Annotated in this window: 21 protein-coding genes, 1 pseudogene and 1 other annotated feature; of the genes and pseudogenes, 19 read left to right on the forward strand and 3 right to left on the reverse strand. The window is 37.7% G+C overall.

The window, feature by feature from the left end:
* Nucleotides 1-113 precede the first annotated feature (113 nt).
* Entirely contained in the window at nt 114-830 is a 717-nt protein-coding gene (locus tag IPU53_RS24105; protein WP_207453951.1) for a MerR family transcriptional regulator, read from the reverse strand.
* Nucleotides 831-1,077: 247 nt separating this feature from the next.
* Here IPU53_RS24105 and uvrA point away from each other — a divergent pair, with 247 nt between their 5' ends.
* The 6 genes from uvrA (at nt 1,078) to IPU53_RS24135 (ending at nt 7,316) form a co-directional block, all read left to right on the forward strand.
* The gene (gene uvrA / locus IPU53_RS24110; RefSeq protein ID WP_207453953.1) at nt 1,078-3,534 is read left to right on the forward strand and encodes an excinuclease ABC subunit UvrA; all 2,457 of its coding nucleotides are present in this window, start codon (nt 1,078-1,080) and stop codon (nt 3,532-3,534) included.
* A gap of 245 nt (nt 3,535-3,779) precedes the next feature.
* Nucleotides 3,780-4,130 carry a lmo0954 family membrane protein gene (locus tag IPU53_RS24115; RefSeq protein ID WP_207453955.1) on the forward strand — a complete coding sequence of 117 codons (351 nt, stop codon included), beginning with the start codon at nt 3,780-3,782 and terminating at the stop codon, nt 4,128-4,130.
* 26 nt (nt 4,131-4,156) lie between these two features.
* Nucleotides 4,157-4,798, forward strand: coding sequence for a PspA/IM30 family protein (locus IPU53_RS24120; protein WP_207453957.1), 642 nt, complete (start codon nt 4,157-4,159; stop codon nt 4,796-4,798).
* 115 nt (nt 4,799-4,913) lie between these two features.
* Nucleotides 4,914-5,639 carry a cell wall-active antibiotics response protein LiaF gene (gene liaF / locus IPU53_RS24125; protein ID WP_207453959.1) on the forward strand — a complete coding sequence of 242 codons (726 nt, stop codon included), beginning with the start codon at nt 4,914-4,916 and terminating at the stop codon, nt 5,637-5,639.
* Nucleotides 5,636-6,688: a sensor histidine kinase gene (locus IPU53_RS24130; RefSeq protein ID WP_207453961.1), complete on the forward strand. Its 1,053-nt coding sequence runs from the start codon at nt 5,636-5,638 to the stop codon at nt 6,686-6,688. Before liaF ends, IPU53_RS24130 begins: the two co-directional genes overlap by 4 nt.
* On the forward strand, nt 6,681-7,316 hold the full coding sequence (locus IPU53_RS24135; RefSeq protein WP_207453963.1) for a response regulator: 636 nt from the start codon (nt 6,681-6,683) through the stop codon (nt 7,314-7,316). The genes IPU53_RS24130 and IPU53_RS24135 overlap by 8 nt, the downstream gene beginning before the upstream one ends.
* A 41-nt stretch (nt 7,317-7,357) precedes the next feature.
* Here the strand turns inward: IPU53_RS24135 and IPU53_RS24140 are convergent.
* Nucleotides 7,358-9,072 (reverse strand): annotated as a pseudogene (locus IPU53_RS24140) (ABC transporter ATP-binding protein).
* A 1-nt stretch (nt 9,073) separates the two neighbouring features.
* A complete protein-coding gene (locus tag IPU53_RS24145) occupies nt 9,074-9,886 on the reverse strand; it encodes a MerR family transcriptional regulator (protein WP_207453964.1) in 813 nt (270 codons plus the stop codon).
* Between the two features lie 355 nt (nt 9,887-10,241).
* Nucleotides 10,242-10,512 (forward strand) — a binding site (T-box leader).
* A 57-nt stretch (nt 10,513-10,569) separates the two neighbouring features.
* Here IPU53_RS24145 and IPU53_RS24150 point away from each other — a divergent pair.
* The 13 genes from IPU53_RS24150 (at nt 10,570) to IPU53_RS24210 (ending at nt 21,336) form a co-directional block, all read left to right on the forward strand.
* Nucleotides 10,570-12,231 (forward strand): 2-isopropylmalate synthase, encoded by a 1,662-nt coding sequence (locus tag IPU53_RS24150; protein WP_207453965.1) that lies wholly within the window; start codon nt 10,570-10,572, stop codon nt 12,229-12,231.
* Nucleotides 12,232-12,418: 187 nt separating this feature from the next.
* Nucleotides 12,419-13,006 (forward strand): TetR/AcrR family transcriptional regulator, encoded by a 588-nt coding sequence (locus IPU53_RS24155; RefSeq protein ID WP_207453966.1) that lies wholly within the window; start codon nt 12,419-12,421, stop codon nt 13,004-13,006.
* 84 nt (nt 13,007-13,090) lie between these two features.
* The gene (locus IPU53_RS24160) at nt 13,091-13,723 is read left to right on the forward strand and encodes an NAD(P)-dependent oxidoreductase (RefSeq protein WP_207453967.1); all 633 of its coding nucleotides are present in this window, start codon (nt 13,091-13,093) and stop codon (nt 13,721-13,723) included.
* Between the two features lie 229 nt (nt 13,724-13,952).
* Complete coding sequence (locus IPU53_RS24165) at nt 13,953-14,468, forward strand: small multi-drug export protein (RefSeq protein WP_242698552.1); 516 nt, start codon at nt 13,953-13,955, stop codon at nt 14,466-14,468.
* Between the two features lie 18 nt (nt 14,469-14,486).
* Nucleotides 14,487-14,711 carry a hypothetical protein gene (locus IPU53_RS24170; protein WP_207453968.1) on the forward strand — a complete coding sequence of 75 codons (225 nt, stop codon included), beginning with the start codon at nt 14,487-14,489 and terminating at the stop codon, nt 14,709-14,711.
* Nucleotides 14,712-14,748: 37 nt separating this feature from the next.
* Entirely contained in the window at nt 14,749-15,747 is a 999-nt protein-coding gene (locus tag IPU53_RS24175) for a LytTR family transcriptional regulator DNA-binding domain-containing protein (protein WP_207453983.1), read from the forward strand.
* Nucleotides 15,748-15,766: 19 nt separating this feature from the next.
* Nucleotides 15,767-16,453 (forward strand): ABC transporter permease, encoded by a 687-nt coding sequence (locus tag IPU53_RS24180; RefSeq protein WP_207453985.1) that lies wholly within the window; start codon nt 15,767-15,769, stop codon nt 16,451-16,453.
* Between the two features lie 399 nt (nt 16,454-16,852).
* Nucleotides 16,853-17,863: an EmtA family 23S rRNA (guanine(2470)) methyltransferase gene (locus IPU53_RS24185; protein ID WP_207453987.1), complete on the forward strand. Its 1,011-nt coding sequence runs from the start codon at nt 16,853-16,855 to the stop codon at nt 17,861-17,863.
* A 383-nt stretch (nt 17,864-18,246) separates the two neighbouring features.
* Nucleotides 18,247-18,786 carry a helix-turn-helix domain-containing protein gene (locus tag IPU53_RS24190; protein WP_207453989.1) on the forward strand — a complete coding sequence of 180 codons (540 nt, stop codon included), beginning with the start codon at nt 18,247-18,249 and terminating at the stop codon, nt 18,784-18,786.
* 12 nt (nt 18,787-18,798) lie between these two features.
* A complete protein-coding gene (locus IPU53_RS24195) occupies nt 18,799-19,071 on the forward strand; it encodes a PLD nuclease N-terminal domain-containing protein (protein WP_207453992.1) in 273 nt (90 codons plus the stop codon).
* Nucleotides 19,022-19,927 (forward strand): ABC transporter ATP-binding protein, encoded by a 906-nt coding sequence (locus IPU53_RS24200; RefSeq protein ID WP_207453994.1) that lies wholly within the window; start codon nt 19,022-19,024, stop codon nt 19,925-19,927. The genes IPU53_RS24195 and IPU53_RS24200 overlap by 50 nt, the downstream gene beginning before the upstream one ends.
* Nucleotides 19,924-20,709 (forward strand): ABC transporter permease, encoded by a 786-nt coding sequence (locus IPU53_RS24205; protein ID WP_207453996.1) that lies wholly within the window; start codon nt 19,924-19,926, stop codon nt 20,707-20,709. The genes IPU53_RS24200 and IPU53_RS24205 overlap by 4 nt, the downstream gene beginning before the upstream one ends.
* A 129-nt stretch (nt 20,710-20,838) precedes the next feature.
* Entirely contained in the window at nt 20,839-21,336 is a 498-nt protein-coding gene (locus IPU53_RS24210; RefSeq protein WP_207454005.1) for a GNAT family N-acetyltransferase, read from the forward strand.
* The last annotated feature ends 340 nt before the right edge of the window (nt 21,337-21,676 follow it).

Here is a 21,676-nt window from a genome sequence, read left to right on the forward strand (position 1 = left end):
CCAGCGCCCAGCGACTAGCAAACTTTCAGCTTCTTCCTACGATAAGTCAACATCGGCTCATTCTTCGCCGTGTATCCTTTATCTCGTCAGAAGCTTAAAAAGTTTGTACGTCGCTAAACGAGCGCTTGCGCTTTTGTTTTTAAAAGCTTGATCAGTTTATAAAGATAATATTCTCCCCTTAATTGCTGTTCTATCTGGTAATCCATATAGGCCAAGGCATCCAAGACAATTTTTTTGGCATCGATTAAACTGTGTTGTTGCATTTTATCTAGAACGTCACGCACTTTTTCAAGTAAATAGACAGAGGATTGCACGGTTCGGATAATCAATAAACGTCTCATATCCTCTCGTGTATAGATTCGATAGCCATTTTCTGTATTTCGTTTAGGAGTAATCAGCCCCTCTTTTTCCCAATGCCGCAATGTACTTGCTGGTACATGCAATTCTGCTTCAACCTCCCCAATTGCATAATATTTCTTTTGTTGTTTTTTCATGAAATCTTGAATATTATCCGGACTTAAGATGTCGACTGCATCAATGGCTTGCTGTCTTCTTTCAAAAATTTCTGCTTGCACGGCATTAACTTCCCATAGCGCTTCCGTAAATTTATTCTCTTGTAGTAAAGGCATCACACGGCGAACGATTGCCATGCCGAAGCCCGGATACATCGCACGTATACATTGGAAATATGCTTCATGTACTTCGGTATACACACGGTAGCCATTTGCTTTACGAATAGCTTTGGGAACAATTCCCCATGCTTCATAATGCCTAAGTGCGCTCGTACCCACATCTAGTTTATTGGCAATATCAATTGGTCTAAGCTCCAAATCACGACCTCCAAAGATTCAATTAAAACATTATAGTTCCATGACGGGTTAGTACGAGTTCAAAAAGGAGGATAAAAAGGACCAAGAAGTTCGAGGCGGCAAAGCCTTTAGCAAGGCAACAAAGAAATTCGCAGTGTCATTTTTACCGGACTTTTTGAACATCCTTTATAGTATCATTTTATCCAAAACCTTGCACTTGCATAAATGTTATATGATTAAATTAAAAGCAATGAAGGAGGAATGTTGAATGAATGATGTCATGATTGTAAACGGAGCGCGAGAAAACAATTTAAAAAATCTCTCTGTATCTATCCCTAAAAATAAACTAATTGTCTTTACAGGTCCTTCTGGATCAGGGAAGAGTACATTGGCGATCGACACGCTATTTAATGAATGTCAGCGTCAGTATTTAGAATCCATGGGAATGCAGGGGATTAGTAAGCCAAAGGTGGATTCTATTAGTGGCTTATCTCCTGCTATTAGCATTAATCAGAAAATCACGAATCGGAATCCACGCTCCACAGTTGGGACAATGACGGATATGTATACGAGCTTACGGATGATCTTTGAAAAGCTCGGAAGTAGGAAATGTCCTTGTTGTCAATATGAGATTGATCCGATGACCTATAATGGCAGGGTAGAAAAAGAAGAAGATAGTTTTACAGAATATATTTTCTGTCCAAATTGCCAAGAAAAAATGGAGAAATTAACCCGAACGCATTTTTCCTATAATACAACAGAAGGAGCTTGTCCTTCCTGTAAAGGATTAGGGAAAACTGTAGATATTCATCTTCCGTCCATTTTTCATGAAGAGCTTTCCCTAGAAGATGGTGCTGTAGATATTTTTACGGGGCGTTATGGAGAATACCAAATTGCTGTGTTAAAAGAAGGCTTTCGTTATTATAAGTTGCCAGATGCTGATAATGTACCAATAAAAGAATTTAGTCAGGAACAGAAGGCTATTCTCTACTATGGTGTGGAAAGTGATCAGGTTAAGAAGCTTTTTCCAAAAGTGAAACCACCTAAGACGGTGGAGAAAGGGAAATTTCCAGGTGTGCTCACGTCGATGTGGCGCAGATTTACAGAAAATGCTGGTTCTTCCGCTGAAGCAGATGCTTATTTCTACTCACAGGTTTGTCCGGATTGCCATGGTGATCGTTTAAACAAGGTGAGCAGAGAAGTTAAAGTGGAGAATTGGACAATTCCGCAGTTGGTTGTCCATTCCTTGGAGGAGATGCTGACTTGGGCGAATCAAGTGGAAAAATCATTGGATCAGCAGCAATATAAACTCATAGAAACGTTTATCCAAGACATTAAAACAAAGCTTCTCCGGATTATGAAAATTGGTTTAGGGTATCTGACTTTAGACAGACAGGTGATTACCTTATCGGGAGGAGAAGCACAACGAATTAGACTTTCGGCACTGCTTGATTCAGCCCTTACGGGAGTGCTGTATATCATGGATGAGCCGACAGTTGGTCTACATCCAAAGGACACTGCTGGGCTTATAAGTGTATTAAAGCATTTGCGAGATTTAGGTAATACCATTTTATTAATCGAGCATGATGTAGAAGTCATGAAGGAAGCAAATTATATTATTGATATTGGCCCGGGAGCAGGAAAGCTTGGAGGAACTGTAGTTGGTCAAGGAACTTTGCAAGAATTACTGGAGCAAAAAGCATCGGTGACAGGACAATATCTGCGACAAGAAGAGTCAATTCAAAAGGGCTATCGAAGTGGTGTAGGAGAAGGAATAACGATCCATCATGCTACTGCTAATAATCTTAAAAATGTGACGGTCACTTTGCCCACGGGTTGTTTAACAGCAGTAACAGGGGTCTCTGGCTCCGGGAAGTCTTCACTACTATTCGATGTGCTAGCTAAAGCAAATGATCCATTTTATGAAGGTTTTGAAAAGGTAACAGGGTTAGAGATTTTTGACCAAATGATTATAGTCGGACAGTCCCCACTTAGTAGAATGAAACGCTCCAATACAGCAACTTATATTGATTTATTTACACCGATTCGTACACTTTTTTCGAAGTTGCCAGAAGCGAAAGAACGAAAATTAACCGCAAAGCATTTTTCCTTTAATACTGTCGGTGGTCGTTGTGAGAATTGTCAAGGGTTAGGCTACGTTACAACGAATATGCTCTTTTTTCCCGATTTAGAGGTGGTGTGCCCTGAATGCCAAGGGAGGAGGTTTAAGCAAGAGATATTAGCTGTAAAATATCAAGGCTATTCAATCAATGATATTTTGGAAAGTTCCATTCATGAATGTCTGGCGATTTTTGAAGAAGAGAAGAAAATACAAAAGATATTAACACTACTCGTAGAAATTGGTTTAGGTTATCTGAAAATGGGACAATCTCTAACAACACTTTCAGGTGGAGAAGGACAACGATTAAAGCTAGCGAAAGAATTAATGAAGCAAGGGAAAAAGACTTCACTTTATTTATTAGATGAGCCAACGACCGGCTTGCATCCTACAGACACCATTCAATTATTAAAGCTATTAAACGGTTTAGTAGATGCAGGGAACACAGTTATTATGGTTGAACATAATAGCCAGATCATAGAGGCCGCGGACTGGGTTATTGACTTAGGACCAGAAGGAGGAGAAAAAGGCGGTCAAGTGATCGCAGAAGGCTCACCAGAGATGATCCGAACAAATGATAACTCTTATACAGGTCAGTATTTATAAAAAACTTGAGAACAAAAGATCGTGGGTAGACTAGGGGCATTTCAAAAAGGGCATATGGAATGTCCTTTTTGAGTACCCTTTTATCCCATTAACTGGTTGTAAAACCCCCACTGATTGAAGTTTTACTTTATAGGATTAGATGCTAATAAGCCTCAAGGCTTAATCAAAAATATAGCTTAAGCTCATTATGAAAAATCGCAAAAGCCGATAAGATAAAGATACGATAACGAAGGGAGGAAAACGGAGTGAAAAAGTTTATATTGTTTATCGGTGGGCTTATTGCATTGTTTATACTTCTTGCAAATCTCGGCCCGATGGTGATATTGGCCTTAAGCGTTTGGCTGCTTTATGTATGCTTTAAAAAATTCGTACAAACCGATTCAACTGCGGCGAAAGTTGGTTGGGTGATTGTGGGATTAATTGTATTAAGTATCTCATTCTCTAATATTTATGCTGTTATCGGTGTGGCAGCAGCATATGTACTTTACCTTATTTATAAAAATTGGAACACATCTGAAAGTTCGGCTGTTCAGGTTAGAGAAGATGACGATCCCTTTACAAATTTTGAAAAAGAGTGGGCAGAATTAAATAAATAATGAACAATTAAAAGGAGAGATTGATTATGACGACAAATATTTTTACTCGAATTAAGGATTCTATTTCAGCAGATCTTCATACTATGATGGACAAAAAGGAACAGAAAAATCCAATTGCTGCGTTAAATCTGTATTTACGTCAAAGTGAGCAAGAAAAGGAAAAAGTAAGAAAGCTGATTGATCGTCAATATAAGTTAAAAGAAGAATTTACACGTGAATATATAAAAGCACAAGAACTAGCTGATAAACGTCTTAAACAAGCACAGATCGCAGAGCGTGCCGGAGAAGAAGAGATGCATGAGTTTGCTATAAAGGAGCATGAGGAATATCAAAATCGTGCGGAACGTATGAAAGCATCGAAGGATGAAGCGATCACTCAACTAGACAACCTCGAGCGTAAATATGAAGAAATGAAACATCGCTTGAAAGACATGCACCTGCGTCGAATGGAATTAATGGGACGAGAAAATATCGCCAAAGCCAACCACCAAATCAATCGTGTGGTTGATGATGCTCCAGAAAAATCCTTTTCAAAGTTTGAAGAAATGGAGCAATACATTGAAAACCTCGAATACAAAGTAAACAGTTCTTACTACCGTAGCACATTTGATCATAAAATCGCTGCCCTTGAAAAACAGCAAGAAGAAAAGACAGAAGAAGTAAATTAAAACCTATATATAGAAAACGTGATATAATTATACAGGCGCAAATAATCTTGCGTCTGTATTTTATCCACGATGGCCTTACTGATTATTACATAATAAATGAAAGGAGGATGCAAAGATGTTCAAACGATTAGATACAAATTATTTTAATTGGATATTGATCATCGGTGCGATTCTCCTTTTAATTGAAATTGTCTTTTTTCATGGTGGTATCATCTATGCTGTGATTTCGGGCTGCTTCGTCTATATTAGCTGGAAAAAAATTCAAAACTTGGGATGGAAGGTTGTATTCGCCATCTCGCTTGTAAGTTTTATCCTCGCTTTTTTTAATCTGCTCGTTGTCCGTTTTTTTATCATTGTTGCGATTATTATTATCATTTATAACTATATGAAATCAAAAAAGGATCCTCATACAATTGCTCCTCAATTTTCGGATGAAAGAAATTCGAAAGAAGCACTTATACAAGTTCGGCCCTTATTTGATGAGCGTTTATTTGATGATTTACGTACAGAAGATACTGCTTATCAATGGAAAGATGTCAATATTCATGGGATATATGGCGATCGCCTAATCGATTTGAGTAATACAGTATTGCCAAATGATACCGCAGTCGTCTCGATTCGGCATTTAATCGGTAATATTGAGATTTATGTTCCTTATGAAGTAGAGGTTAGTATTCATCATAGTTCTGTTTTTGGCAGGGCGACGATTTTGGGAGCTTATAACGGTCAATTAATGAATAAATCAATTCACTATGAAACGGACAACTACAATACCACTTATCCACGGGTAAAAATTATCACTTCGGTATTTTCTGGAGATATTGAGGTGAAGCGAGTATGAATCGAATTATCCGATATGTTTTACTATCCAATGCTTGTAGTTTAATCCTTGCTATTGCCTTTGTTCTTATAACTTTTTTTGCTTTTTCACTGGACGAGACAATCGGGTGGAGGGGACTTTGGGAAGGGAAAATCGGTGATGTTTCTTTTCTTCTAACGGTTTTGGCAGGCAGTGTGACAGTAGGGACGATTATTGGCTTTATTATAGGATGGGATTGGCAACAGAATTTGACGCAGATTGAACGGATGCTTGCTGCTATTCTTAATGGTGGAAAGTTACCTGCTGATGAAGAAGTTACGAAAGAATTGGACACTATTTCGGTTCGAATGCATCAATTGCAAGAAAAATTAAGAGCGCAGACAGAACACGCACAACGCATTGCGACAGAAAGAGCGAATGAACGTGAGCAAAGCCTGCAAGAAATCGTCGTTCAAGAAAGAAACCGTCTTGCCCGAGAGCTGCATGATTCAGTCAGCCAGCAATTATTTGCCTCATCTATGTTAATGTCTGCGATTAACGAAGAAGGACCACCAGAGGATCCAACTTTAAAAAAACAATTGAAAATGGTTGAAAAAATGATTCATCAATCGCAATTAGAGATGCGGGCGTTGCTTTTACATTTACGTCCTGTTGCATTAAAGGGGAAGTCTTTACAAGAAGGAATGGAAGGATTCTTAAATGAATTAACTCAAAAGGTACAAATGGAAATAGAGGTAAAAATAGAGCATTTTAATATGGATAAAGGGATAGAAGATCAATTGTTTCGTATCTTCCAAGAATCCTTGTCCAACACGTTGCGACATGCTAAGGCCACACATCTGCATATATTACTTATCGAACGAGAAGAAACGATCATTTTACGTGTTGCCGATAATGGGATTGGGTTCCAGGCAGATGCCGTAAAAACAAGTTCCTATGGTATGCAAAATATGCGCGAACGGGCCTATGAGGTCGGGGGTACATTGAAAATTATTAGCTTGCCGAATGAAGGTACCCGTATGGAAGTCAAAGTTCCTAATTTAAGAAAGGAAGATCCAGTAAATGATTAAAGTTTTATTTGTTGATGATCATGAAATGGTTCGAATTGGTGTCTCCGCATACCTTTCATCCCAGCCTGACATTGACGTGATTGCAGAGGCAGATGATGGAGAACGTGCTGTGGAGCTTGCCTTAGACCTTCGTCCAGATATTATTTTAATGGACCTTGTGATGGAAGGGATGGATGGGATTGAAGCAACAAAGAAAATCATGGAGCAATGGCCTGAAGCTAAAATCATTATCGTTACAAGCTTTCTGGATGATGAGAAGGTCTATCCTGCTTTAGAAGCTGGGGCGACAAGCTATATGTTAAAAACATCAAAGGCCAGTGAAATTGCAAAAGCGATTCGAGCAACGTATCAAGGCCAATCCTTTCTAGAGCCTGAAGTTACCGGGAAAATTATGAATAGGATGCGAAATAAACAAGAAGCGGCACTGCATGATCAGCTAACAGAACGAGAAACAGAAATTTTGATGTTAATGGCAAAGGGAAAATCAAACCAAGAAATTGCCGATGAATTATTTATTGCGTTAAAAACTGTCAAAGTCCATGTTAGTAATATTCTCGGGAAATTAGAAGTTCATGATCGCACGCAAGCGGTCATTTATGCTTTTCAAAATAATCTCGTAAATCGTTAATCCCCCTTAGATCCCAAGAATGCTAAGGGGGATATCGGAGCTTATGTCAATTGTTGTTCCGCAAATGATCGATACAGCGCATGCTGGGTAAGTAACTCTTGATGGGTTCCTTTTCCAGTGATTGTACCATCTTCAATAAAAATAATTTGATCGGCATGAACGATAGTTGCGAGACGATGAGCGATAACAAAGGTTGTTCTTCCCTCCATTAATCGTTGCAATGCTTTTTGAACAACTTGTTCTGATTGACTATCAAGACTAGCCGTTGCTTCATCAAGTAAAAGGATTTTTGGGTTACGTAAAAAGGCTCTGGCAATATTAATACGCTGCCTCTGACCACCAGATAATTTCGTACCACGTTCACCGACTTCTGTATCAAGCCCATGTGGAAGAGCTTTAATAAATTGGGCGGCATAGGCCATCTCGGCAACTGCCCAAAGCTGATCTTCTTTAATCAAATTTGAGTTTTTCAATCCATAGGTTAAATTATCACGAATTGTACCTGACATCATTGAGCTTTCCTGCGATACATAACCAATTTGTGACCGCCAAGATATGAGGGAGATAGCGTGAATCGATGTGTCACCTAGTAAAATCTCGCCCTCATTTGGAGCATAATAACGTTCAATTAATCCAAATATCGTTGTTTTTCCGCCACCACTCGGTCCAGCAAATGCAATCATTTCCCCGGGCGCTGCGGAGAATGATAGGTTGTTTAAAACATTTTCACCCGTATCATAGGCAAAGCTGACAGCTCGGCAATTGATTTCTCCATTCCTGGGTTAATCTCTTCCTCTTCTTCATTCAAAATTTCAGCAATACGTTCCGTCGCACCTTTGGCTTTTTGTACTTCCGTAAAAAACATAGCAAAGGTTGTGATTGGGAAGATAATTTGAAACAAATAGAGGAGAAAGGCAACAAGGGATCCTGTTGACATTGTTCCTTCTTCTACACGAATTCCACCGTATCCAATGATTACAACAATCACGAGCATGACAATCATATATATAAATGGAGAAATAATCGCAGTGATACGCGCTTCTTTAAGCCCTGTTTGTAACAGCCCGAAAATTCCACGCATCCCACGCTGCTCCTCTTTTAATTCTGCGGTGGAGGATTTCATTAGTTTAATTTCGCTAATGGTTTGTTGGATCTCACCTTGAAAGTTTGCTGTTTGATTCTGTAGGCTACGTGATACTTTAAGCATTTGCCTTCCGAGTGGGAACATCACTAATACGGTAATGGGAACAGCAATGAACATCATAATTGTCATCTTCCAGTCCATAAAAAGAAGTAAGATCACTGCCCCAATAATCGATATTAACCCTGAGATAAATTGTGGGAAATGTTGGGAAACAAGATCTTTTACAATCCCTGTGTCATTAATCACACGGCTGACAGATTCGCCACTCGGTTGTTTTTGAAAGAATGGAACAGGCAAGCGGATAAGCTTTTTCCATAAAAATTCCCTTAACCTAGCGACCACTTTTTGTCCGACATAGGCAAGTGCATATGCCGATAATCCATCTACTAGAGCATGAACAATAAAAACTCCAATAATAATCGCAATAAACCACCAATTTAATGTTGTTATTGAAAATCCATCGACTAGCTCTCTTGTCAATATAGGAATAGTAAGTCCAATCAGCGTGGTAAGTACACTACCTAATAGCCCAAGAATAAGGATCAGCCTTGGTAGCTTTGTCGATAGAATCAGTTTGATAAAATGACTTGATGATGTTTTTGATGGTTCCATTTTAGTCCCTCCTCTCTTTCTCATCCCACGATGAATCCATGTAATGGAATGTCACTTGCTCTAGCCATGCTTCTTCCTCTTTTGTTAATGGCGTAGGAACAAGGCGCTCTACCTCTTGAATATAAGCTGCAAAGCGCGCTTCATTTACCTCATCATCTAAATCCAGAGAGAACATTTCAGCCAACTCTTCAAAGGAGTCCATATCAAATAATTCTAAGATCAACCGGTAAAAGTCATCCAGCATTTGTTTCACTTCTGGATGGTCTACCGGCTTGCCTGAAAGACGTCTGACCTGTTTGAAAAATGTTAACAAACCAATTTCCCAGTTCAATTTATCTTGTGCGGTTGCTGGGAACATTTTCTGTATAGCTTCATCTTTTATAATCTCTTTAGAAAGCTCTTGCTGTTTTTTCTCTGTTTGCATACTTGCAAGTAAACTAACAAGCACCGCATGGTCGACTTCCTTTTCATTTTCTAGAACGTAAACTGTTCGCTGAATTGTTTCTAAAGCAATTTCAATTTGTTCTTTATCCTTTTTTAATTTCGATTCCTGTAGCTTTAATGTATCGATAAAGTTTAAATCAAAGGTTGTAGAGTGCATATATTCTTTTATATCTTCTAGAGTCATCCCTAAAAATTTCAATGTCATAATTTTATGCAATTGAATCGTATCTTCTTTTTCATAAACACGATGTCCTGTATTCGTATCTCGTTTTGGCTTTAATATATTTTTCTCGTCATAATAATGCAATGTTCGTACAGATACACCTGTATAGGCTGCGAATTCACTAACAGAAAAGGTTTCTTTGACCATAGGGGGTTAAACTCCTCTCAACTTGTTAGCTTCATCTTATCTTATCACGCAACGTGAGGAGCAAGGTTTTTTTGAAATTCACTATCTTCAATATAAAGTACATAAAAAACAATTTATCTCACTTTAACTGCACTTCAAGAATGCGCGGGAAAAAACAGCATGATAAGTGTGGGCAATAGCCAGTAAAAGCCCAATTTGTTCAGACCAACAAGATGTTGTGAATTTAGCCTTTGATCTTTTGGAATCAGCGGGGAATGAAGAAAAAACCTCATTAATTGAAATTTCACTTTAAAAAGTTAGTTCTACCCCTATGCCTTTTGGTAGGAATCTGCTATGATGATATACAAATAAAAACTTACATGCGATGATAAGGAATAGTACCTGTTAGCTGACTTTCAGAAAGTTGCTGGTTGATGTGAAGCAATAGTAAGAAAACAGGGAACTCGCCTTAGAGCAGGCTTAGTCAAATCGGTAAGATTGGAATGAGAGTAGCTAAGAACGGAGAACTCACCGTTACAAGGGAAAGGGTATAAGGCAAGGATGCCTATATCTGTTAAGTGCATGATAATGTCTTATTATCATGAAATCGGGGTGGTACCGCGTAAGATCAGTCTTTCGTCTCCATAGCAAATTGCTGGAGAAGAGGGGCTTTTTTTATATTCAATTTTAGGGAGGAATTGACCATGTTTAATCATCAAAAATACGAGAAAAAATATTATTTGCCTCCAACACTTTCTTATGATTGGGTAAAGAAGGAGACGCTAGAAAAAGCGCCTATATGGTGCAGTGTAGATTTAAGGGATGGAAACCAAGCTTTACCCATTCCGATGAATTTAGAAGAAAAGCTAGAGATGTTTCAGCTATTAGTTGAGATCGGATTTAAAGAAATTGAAGTCGCTTTTCCAGCTGCCTCTGACACGGAGTTTAACCTATTGAGGACTCTAATTGATAACAACATGATTCCGGATGATGTGACGATTATGGTCATTACACAGGCAAGAGAGCATATTATTCGCAGAACCTTTGAAGCAATTCAAGGTGTGCCTAAGGCCATTGTCCATCTTTATAATTCAACCTCAGAGGCACAACGTCGGCAAGTATTTAAGAAAACAAAAGAGGAAATTAAACAAATTGCTGTAAATGGTGCAATTTTAGTACAAGAGCTTGCCGAAGAAACAGAAGGCGATATTTATTTTCAATATAGTCCTGAAAGTTTTCCTGGAACAGAGGTCGAGTATGCGTTGGATATTTGTAATAGTGTACTAGATATTTGGAAACCGACACCAGAACATAAAGCAATCATTAATATTCCGACAACTGTTGAGAATGCGATGCCTCATATTTATGCAAGTCAAATTGAGTATATCCATAAAAACCTGTCGTATCGAGACGGCGTTACATTGTCCATTCATCCGCATAATGATCGTGGATGCGGAGTTAGTGATGCAGAGTTTGGTGTTCTGGCAGGTGCAGAACGAGTAGAAGGAACGTTGTTTGGCATTGGTGAACGTACTGGAAATGTCGATTTGATTACATTAGCAATGAATATGTATTCGCAAGGCTATAATCCTGAATTGAATTTTCACAACCTTGATGCGATTCGTAAAAAATATGAAGGATTGACAAGAACGATGGTTCATGAAAGACAACCATATTCTGGAGATCTTGTTTTTACAGCATTTTCTGGATCGCATCAAGACGCGATATCGAAGGGCATGAAATATAGAAGAGAAAACAATGTAGAGAAGTGGGATGTACCTTATATTCCAGTCGATCCAGCGGATTTAGGAAGAAATTACCAAACTGATGTCATTCGGATTAATAGTCAGTCAGGAAAAGGCGGAATTGGCTATATCCTTGAAAGTAACTATGGGATCAAGTTACCTTATAAAATGAATGAAGAAATGGGATATTTGACTAAAAAAGTATCAGATGAAACAAACAAAGAGCTTTCTGCCGAAGAAATCTATCGCGTATTTATCGATCACTATGTTGATTATGGTCCTTCATTTCAAATCGTTGACTATCAATTTAACAAAAATGGGGATCAGAAAGTAACGTTAACAATACTTAAAGATAATCAACAAATTGAGATCCATGGGAAAGGCACTGGCAGCTTGGATGCCGTAAGCAACGCACTCCAAGCATATTTTGGGATCGATTATAACCTAGAAGTTTATGAGCAGCATTCGCTGGGCAAAAGTTCGGTCGCCGAGGCGTCAGCGCAGATTGGAATTTCACATCAAGGACGAATGTACTGGGGAGCTGGAATTAACCAAGATATTATGAAGGCATCCGTCCAAGCTTTAGCTGCTGCGGTAAATAAACTAGACAATATCAATTAAGCAAACATATGAATTCGTAAACCTCCCCCTTTAAGACAGCAAGCTTGAAGGGGGATTTTATATGCTGTGTTAACAATGTATTGACATTTGTTTACATACGAAATATAATCAAGGAAAAAATGTTAGTTATAACTAACTAACATTGATCGAGGAGTAAAAAAGCAAAGAAAATATGAGGTGTTCTTTTATGGAAGAAAAGAAGGTAAGTACTGCAGATCGTATTCTTCAAGCAGCGTTGCAATTGATGAAGGAAAAAGGCTTTAACTTAGTCACAATTAAAGAAATTGCAGATGCTGCAAACGTGAGTGAAATGACAGTGTTTCGTCATTTTGAAACGAAGAAAGGTGTCTTGGAAGCAGCGATTGAAAAAAATACAGTGATACCAAGCTTTAAGCAAACGTTTGAGAATAATATCGTTTGGGATTTAGAACAGGATTTACGATTGATAGCGAATTTATATCTTGATGTAATGGAAAGCAATGAATCTATTTGTTTAATAGCGATTCAAGAGCGGTTTACAATGCCAGAGCTAATCGACTTAGTTGCTGATAATACGGAGCAGTTGAAGATTTTTATAACAAATTATTTTATCAGGATGCAGGAAGATAACAAGATTATTAAAGTGGATTCCTATGTCCAAGCATCTACTTTTTTAGCTATGTTATTTAGTTTTTTCATCTCAACTGCTTTATGGGAGAAAAAGTTTATGAATGTAACAAAGGAAGACTTTCTTACTAATAGTGTTAAAACATTTTGTCATGGGATTAAAAGGTAAAGGAGTTGTTAAAGATTGATACGTGAAAATAAAGTTTATTATAAATGTTAGTTACTAATAACTAACAGAGGAGAGGTGAGTAGTTTGAGATTAGTTGTATTCGGAGCTACAGGTAAGACGGGTATTCAATTAGTGAACCAATTACTTATCGATGGGCATAAGGTGACAGCTATCGTACGGCAACCAGATCAATTAGAGTTAGCGGATAAACATCTGGAGATCCAAAAGGGAGATGTTTTAAATCCTGCCACCCTACAAAACGTAATGGTTGGAAAAGATGCAGTCCTTTCAGTGCTTGGGGTGAACCATCGTAAGCCGACAGCGGTCTACTCAGAAGGAATCGAAAATATAATGAAAGAAATGAAAAGGAACGATGTGAAGCGACTTATATGTCTATCAGCCGAAACGCTTAAATCGAAGCAAGAAGCTTCAGTTGGTGAACGAATCCTTCTAACGGTTTTATGGAAAATATTTTTCAATCTATATGATGACATGAAACGTATGGAGGAGAAGATTTATCAATCTGGACTTGATTGGACAATCGTTCGTCCGCCAAGATTAACAGATGGTTTACAAACTGGTAAGTACAAAATTGCCATAAATCAATCCATGCCTAAAGGTAAGGGGTATACATCACGTGCGAACCTAGCTGAATGTCTAGCATCGCAATTGAATAATCCCGATTCATTACGAAGCATCATATATATTTCTAATTAGAAGTAACGAATCACAAAAGCATCTTGTCAAAACTAAGGCAAGATGCTTTTGTGTTATTATTCCGATGAACCATCCGTAAGCTGCCACTTCAATATTTTATCAAAATGAGTACCACTCATCATAAACTAGGAACCATTCGCCTCGTTTTTCCCTCTATTCACCCTTAATTCAATGTGGAACTTGCGTTAACCACTTATGCTAAAGTCATTAAGCGAAATAGGAGTGGTTTATGATGATGGAATGGTTTCAAAATTTATTACTTACATTAATTGAGGCAGATACGTGGGTACAATATTTAAGTGTATTCATTATGTCAATCATACCTTTTTTTGAATCGTATGTGGCGATTCCGATTGGTATCGTCTTTGGTTTTCCTACAATTCAGGTTGTAGTCATTGGTGCGTTAGGAAATTGGTTGTCTGTAATGGCCTTTGTTTGGTTACTTTCCGGGATTCGTAAAAAAGCATCTAAGAAGAAACAGGACGAGAAAGAGAAACAAAGGAAGAGATGGCAACGTGCACAGAATTTGTTCAAAAAATATGGTGTTGCTGGTATCTCCTTTGCTGGCCCCATTCTTTGCTTTCATGTATGTGCAGCAGTTTCGATTGCATCTGGTGCTAAAAGGGGTTATGTCAGTTTATGGCAAACAATCGGGATTGCTACTTGGTCGATTGCGTTAGGTGTTGCCTTTAATTACGGTGTGAATCTTTTAGAGTATCTGCCCAATCTCAACCCATTTTCATAAGAGAGGAGATTTTCGATTATGAAAAAATTGGTGCAATGCATCATTCCCAACAAAATAATTCCCTGGGTAATGATCTTGCTAGCAATTATTCCAGCTTTGGTTATTTACGAGCCTATATCAGCTATTTTCACTATATTTCCAAGCTTTGAAGCCCCTAGCTGGTTTACGCCAGTCGGGTTTATCAACATTGCTCTCATTACCGTTCTTGCGTTATCTGCAGAGGTAGAGGAAAATGATCAATGAAAGCGACGGGGGAAAGCAAAAATATTAAAGGGGCATCATGATGGTTCTTTCTTTTAACCAATTAACAAAAATTGAACAGAATACCGTTTTATTGCCAAAACTGAATTTAACCGTTGATAAAGGGGATATAATCGCCGTACAAACGGAAAATGAGTACATCCAACGACTATTCGATCTATTGAATCATCCACATAGATTAAAAAAAGGAGCAATTACCCTTCCAGAAGGCGGATTTCAAAAAATATATATGTTCCAACAAACAGACGGTTTATATAAACGACTTAATATTAGGCAAATGTTGCGTTTTTGGAGTAAGCTATATCAATACAACGGGGATATAGAATGGATTGTGGATTTATGCGAGCTGCAATCTTGCGTTTCTAAGAAGACAAAGTATTTAACACAGTCAGAGCAACGTCGATTGCAGTTTGCATTAGCGCTGATTCAGCCAGCTGCTGTATATATTTTTGAAGACCCTTCTCTGATGTTAGATCTTCAATCAAAGCAAGTTCTTCATAATTTGCTTGTACATTTAGCTAAAAATGGTGGAGCCGTTCTTCTTTTTACCCCTGCACTAGAAGAAGCGATCCGGCTTGGAGACATAGTCTATCGTTATTCGGAACGAGGGATCCAAAAGGTGGAAGAAGATGGGCAAGATACCGAAGAAGAGGATGGAGAGGATGTAACAAGTACACAAGTTCAGTTTGAGAAAATCAGCGCAAAAGTAGAGGATAAAATCATCCTTTTTCATCCGTTGGAAATTGACTATATCGAAGTACGAAATGCTCAAACCTTTCTGTATGTTAATAACGAGGAATTTGTCTCATCAAATACAATTAAGACACTAGAAGCGCGTCTGTTGCCATTAGGTTTTTTCCGTTGCCATCGTTCCTATCTTGTCAATTTGCAACGGGTTCGTGAAATTATTATTTGGAGCAAAAACAGTTATAGTCTTAGTCTGGATAACTCATCCAAAAGTAAGATCCCCTTATCCAAAGGCAACTATAGTAAACTTAAAGAATTAATTCAACTATGAACATAAGGAGGGGGAACTCGTGCATAAGCATCATTGGAAAGCGATCCTATACAAAGATTTATGTGACTTACGCTGGAATGGTCAGATTCTCTTTAACCTGATTACTGGGGTTGTTTTTGTGTTCGTTTTTACATTGATTCCCATACGACAAGTCCCAATATCGTTTCTGATTGCGTTTATTCTTGGCATGCTCACGATGATCATGCAAGGAAATATGATTGTGGAGGAGCATGAACAAAGGATGAAGCGAGGACTCATACAAGCAGGATTTTCAATAAAGGATATCGTGATTGAAAAAATGCTGATTACCTTTATGATTACATCGCTTGTGCTGATAGCACTCTTCCTCTTTCATAGTGATCAGATCAGCTATAGCTTAAGTACCTTTTTGCTTGCTCTGCCAATGTTACTGATTATCCTTTTTATCGGAACTTTTATCGGCTTGAAAACGAAAAATACCATTGAAGTAAGCTTGCAAGGGATGCCGGTTATACTACTTTATTTCTTTGTCGAAGGTCTGCTCATGAATAGTGATCGAAGTACGATGAAGTGGCTCGCTATCTTTCCAAATTATCATCTACATTATGGGATTGAACAGATTAACCAGCAGCAATCTTTTCTCCATTTTCTTCTTGTACCATTACTATGGGTGGTTGTTGTCATCCTGTTATTTATTGTTTGGTTGAGAAAGAGAGAAGCGCATTAAATGTTGTTAGTCTCTATCTAATAAAGCAAATGAAGACAAATTATGGCTGGATATTGATTTTTCCTACTCAGTGTTTTAAGGTTATGGTAATAGTAAACAAGTGGAGGTATTCTAATCATGATGATGGCAGTGTTCCTGACAGTTATTCGATAAGCGTAAATTGAATAACTTTTGATACTTGAAAAAAACCATGTAGATGGGTCTAATTTGTCATGCCATTTTCAAGTATCAGCAGTCAATGAACTTAATCATCATAATGTCGGTAAAGATCCTATCTGCATGTACGTGCAAAATAGCTGATTGAATAAGGCTTACAAGAAGTCGTGATGAATCTTAAGTGGTTCATGCACGGCTTTTTTGTGTTCTTAAAACTGGCATCCAAAAATTGGAGGCGTTAGGATGGCTCTTTATTTCGCGAGCGTATTGCCTGGATTAGAATACGTTTTATCTGATGAAATAACCAACAAAGTGCATGATTCTGAAATTATTCAAATCGATAGAGGAAAGGTTTTCTTTGCCACTTTCGAGTCTTTTATATGTTTGAGTTCTTTAAGATCGGCAGATAACATCTTTCAAGTGATAGATCAATTTCAAATTGGACCACACAAAAAACATTTATCACAGGTAAGTGAGCGAATATCTCACTTGAACTTGGATTTTATGGAACATAAAGCTTTATTTTGGGTAAATGCAAGTCGTAAAGGAAAACAAACGTACAGTCGATTTGAAGTAGCAGCAAATGCAGTGGAGGGTATTCATAAGCGTTACCCTAAGTGGAATATTGGAACAGCTCAAAATCACCAAGTAGAATTCAGACTCGATATCGAACACCATTATGCGGTTTTCTCACTACGGTTAACGGATACTAAGTTTCGATTTCGAAATCAAACTCGAAGTTTCTCTCGTGCATCATTACTTCCTACTGTAGCTCATGCGATGGTGTGGTTGTCAGATCCTAAATCAACAGACATTTTCGTAGACCCTTGTTGTGGTTCAGGCACAATTTTGTCTGAACGGGCTACGTTTCCTGGAAGCTGGATCGTCGGTGGGGATATATCTGCCTCAGCCATAAGGATAGCAAAGAATAATCTTACTGATACGCAGGTTCAAGTGAATGTTTGGGATGCACGGAGATTGCCTTTTTCTACTGGCTATGTCGATAAAATCGTTACGAATCTCCCTTTTGGAAAACAGATTGCACCTGACGAAGATTTAGCATTATTCAATCACCATATAATGATTGAAGTATCTAGAATTCTAAAGGCAAATGGAAGAGCGGTTATTTTGTCTGAGAGTGCCGATCAATTGCTCTGGGAGGCTGAACAATTAGGTCTTGATTATCTGGAATCGTATCCTATAAGTTTGAAGGGGCTGAACCCTACCTTGTGTGTGTTTGAAAAACAAATTTAACTCAAAAGCAACTAGCAATAAAACCTCTCTTCAGGAATTCGATGAAGACAAGAATGGTAAGTGGGGTACAACTCATTCAGTGGGAGAAGTGAGAAATCTCCTACTGAAATGCAGGTTTACGGAAAGGGATAATGTAGTTGAAGCAGAGTAATTTTTATCCCGCATTAACTGGCTGTAAGACCCCCACTTCAAGAATTCGTGGAAAAACCTAGAATTGTAAGTGGGGATTAACAGCCAGTAAAAGCCCGATTTGTTCAACTAACAATCAGTGGGGGATGAAGGAAAACCCCCACTGATTGAAGTTTCACTTTATAACTTGACAAAAGAACATTGAAGTTATATTATCATTTTATAAAATGATAATAATAATGGAGGAAAATTCAATGAAAGGAAAAGCTGATTTACTTCTTCATCCTACACGAATGAGAATTGTTCAACAATTATTTCTAAACAAACCGCTGACTATTGCGCAACTAGTCGAGATACTTGGAGATGTTCCTCAAGCTACGTTATATCGTCATATCAATCTTTTACTTGAAGCAAATTTAATTGAAGTTATTGAAACAAAAAAGGTGAAAGGAACAGAGGAGCGTAAATTCTCAGTCAAAATAGATAACTTGCAAATTCCTGAAGACGAAATTGAAACGATCTCACAGGAAGATCATATCCGTCATTTTTCTGTATTTCACGGTAATTTACTGCAATTAGCAACGTCTTATTTGGCGAATACATCCCCTGAACAGTATGAACAAGAAGGATTTAGCTATGCGTATGTACCTTTGCATCTGTCAGATGAGGAATTTAAGGAGCTTATCAATTCTGTTCAACAGGCAATTGAAAAGGTGGTCAACAATGAGGTAACACCTGAACGAACCACGCGGATCTTTGCTAGTATGTTTATTCCCCAATCACCAAAAGAGTAAGGAGGACTGCACATGCATTATGGTTATCATCTTGAAATTGATGAAATTGGCGCTTGGTTACCATTACTTTTGCCTATCATAATCCTACATGTGATCTTATTTTCTGTGGCATTATGGGATTTATTAAAAACAGATCAACGTACGGATTATAAATGGCTATGGGGTGTTGTAATTATATTGGTTAACATCATCGGCCCCATTTTATATTTTATTTTAGGAAGGAGGCAACGCTCAGATGCATCTACTTCAAGTAAGTCAACTCCAAAAAAAGTACGGAAATCATGAGGTCGTTCGCAATATTGATTTTCATATTAATCAAGGAGAATGTGTGGCTCTTCTTGGACCTAATGGAGCAGGTAAAACGACAATTATTAAAATGATTTTAGCTATCAACAAGCTTACAGGTGGGCAAATATTACTGAACGGAAAACGCCATGACCAAATGCGTGAATTTATTGGATATTTACCGCAACACCCTACTTTTTATCCATGGATGACGGGAAGGGAATTACTTGCATTTATGGGGGGACTTTCAAATATAGAGATGGAGATTTTGGAACAAAGAATCAACGAATTACTGGGCTTGGTGGGATTGGATGAGGCGGAAAATCAGCTTATTGGCACCTATTCGGGTGGAATGAAGCAAAGATTAGGGATTGCACAGGCACTTATCCATCAACCTAAATTACTGATTATGGATGAACCGGTTTCTGCATTGGATCCATTAGGACGCAGGGATATATTAGAATTGCTTAAAGGGATCAAACAGAAATCGACGATTCTTTTTTCAACACATATTTTGCATGATGCAGAAGAGCTTTGCGATAAGATGCTTATTATAAACAAAGGGCAATTACTCGTGAATGGGTCTGTCAATCAAATTATTGAACAAACTCAAAAACCAATTTTTATTATTCAAGCACCGCGATTAAGTGAGTGGACACATCAGCTTGTGAATGAAGACATTATTGAATCTATCGAGCTAACGGGAAGTACAGCCAAAGTGCGAGTTAAAAATATTGAGCAGGGAAGAGACTGGTTGTTAAGCAATATTTTAAAAGCGGATCTTCCAATTCAAAAGTTTGAATTGGTGCAGGAAAGTTTGGAAGAAATCTTTTTAAGGATGGTGAAGACATCATGAACCGTTTCACAGTTCTGTTGCAGAAAGAGTGGCTTGATGCAAAAAGAAGCTACAAACTATTATGGTTGCCCGTTGTTTTTGTGTTTTTGGGCATCCTGCAGCCTTTATCGTCTTTTTATTTACCAGAAATTTTAAAAATGGCTGGTGGATTGCCTGATGGAATGACGATCACATTACCTGAGTTGACGGCTAGTGAAGTATTAGCTAGTGCCTTAACCGATCAATTTGACCAAATGGGTTTAATCGTGATTGTCATGGCGACAATGGGCATCATCGCAACAGATAAAAATAATGGCATGTTAGCGTTTATTCTGACGCGCAATACGACACTTGTTGAATATTTGCTAAGTAAGTTAGTGGGGCATGCAGTTATAATTGCAGGATCCATCTTCCTAGGATTTATGACAACAGTATTTTATACATCTTATTTATATCAAGCTGTTTCCGTGGCTAGGATTGTAGCTGGAGTAGGGGTTTATTATATTTGGTGCTTATTTATGTTGGCCTTTGTAATCGCAATAGGCGCTTTATTGTCTAGAACATCGGCCATTGCATTGCTGTCTATTTTTGTTCTAATCTTTTTGAAAACTGTTACATTGTTAGGGGGAGGATTTCAAATCCTAAATCCGGCGTATTTATCAAATCAAGCTGTGAGTATCATAACATCAGGGAATGTGCTGCCCCATTTTTTCATCACAATAGCTGTATCCGTATTACTTATTGTTTTCTGCTTATTATTTGCTACATCGTATTTATCCAGAAAGGAACTACCTTCTATGTAACTTCCTTTTATGAGTAAATTATCATTTTGACTTTCATTCTATAAAAATAAAACGAAACTTATCAAATAATGGGGTGTCCTGTTAGTTAATTCGGGGGAGAGAAAAACTTCTATTATTAAGGAGAGAACGATGGAGATCAGACTTTTAAATCCACTAGATGCTAAAAATTATCTTGATCTAAGGCTAGAGGCTTTACAGACTAACCCTGAAGCATTTGCTTCTAGCTATGAAGAGGAGAAGGATCAATCTGTTGAAAAATACGAAAGCAGGTTTCAGTCACAAGATTCGCTAACTTTTGGAGCTTTTGAAAATGAAAAACTTATCGGAGTAGTGACTTTAGTTGTAGAAAAGAAGAAAAAATTAAAACATAGAGCGAATATTTTCGCCATGTATGTTTCTCCTGAAAAGCGTGGTATAGGTGTTGGAAAGAATTTAATGCTGGAAGCCATTAAGAAAGCAAAAGGATTAGAAGGTATTGAGCAGGTTTATTTAACTGTGGTGACAACTAATGATTTAGCAAAAAGACTTTATTCATCTTTAGGTTTTAAGAAGTTCGGAGAAGATAAAAGGGCAATAAAATTAGGTAATAGATACTTCGATGAAGAGCTAATGGTTTTATTCTTTTAAAAGGGGGTAGATATTTAACAATTCTTAAATTATTACATAGGGAAATAATTAATAGTTTTCATATACTCCGAAGTGGTACTAAGAGAAAGGTTCTCATTATATAATAGTGGTAATGTGATAAATGGGGGGAAACAAAGTAGTAGAACGATTGTTTTTTTACGATAATATTTAAGAAGTTTTTCTCTAGGAAGAAGATTGACCGCTAAGCCTTTGGGTGATAGTATATTTATATCGTCAACAAATAAAGTATTGATCTAGAATAATGTTTCTTTAAAAAAGGTGTTGACGAAACTATTAAATGATGATATATTAATAAAGTCGCTGATACGGCGATTGCGAA

Source organism: Bacillus sp. SD088 (genome assembly GCF_017355205.1).
Classification (GTDB): domain Bacteria; phylum Bacillota; class Bacilli; order Bacillales; family Bacillaceae_C; genus Lederbergia.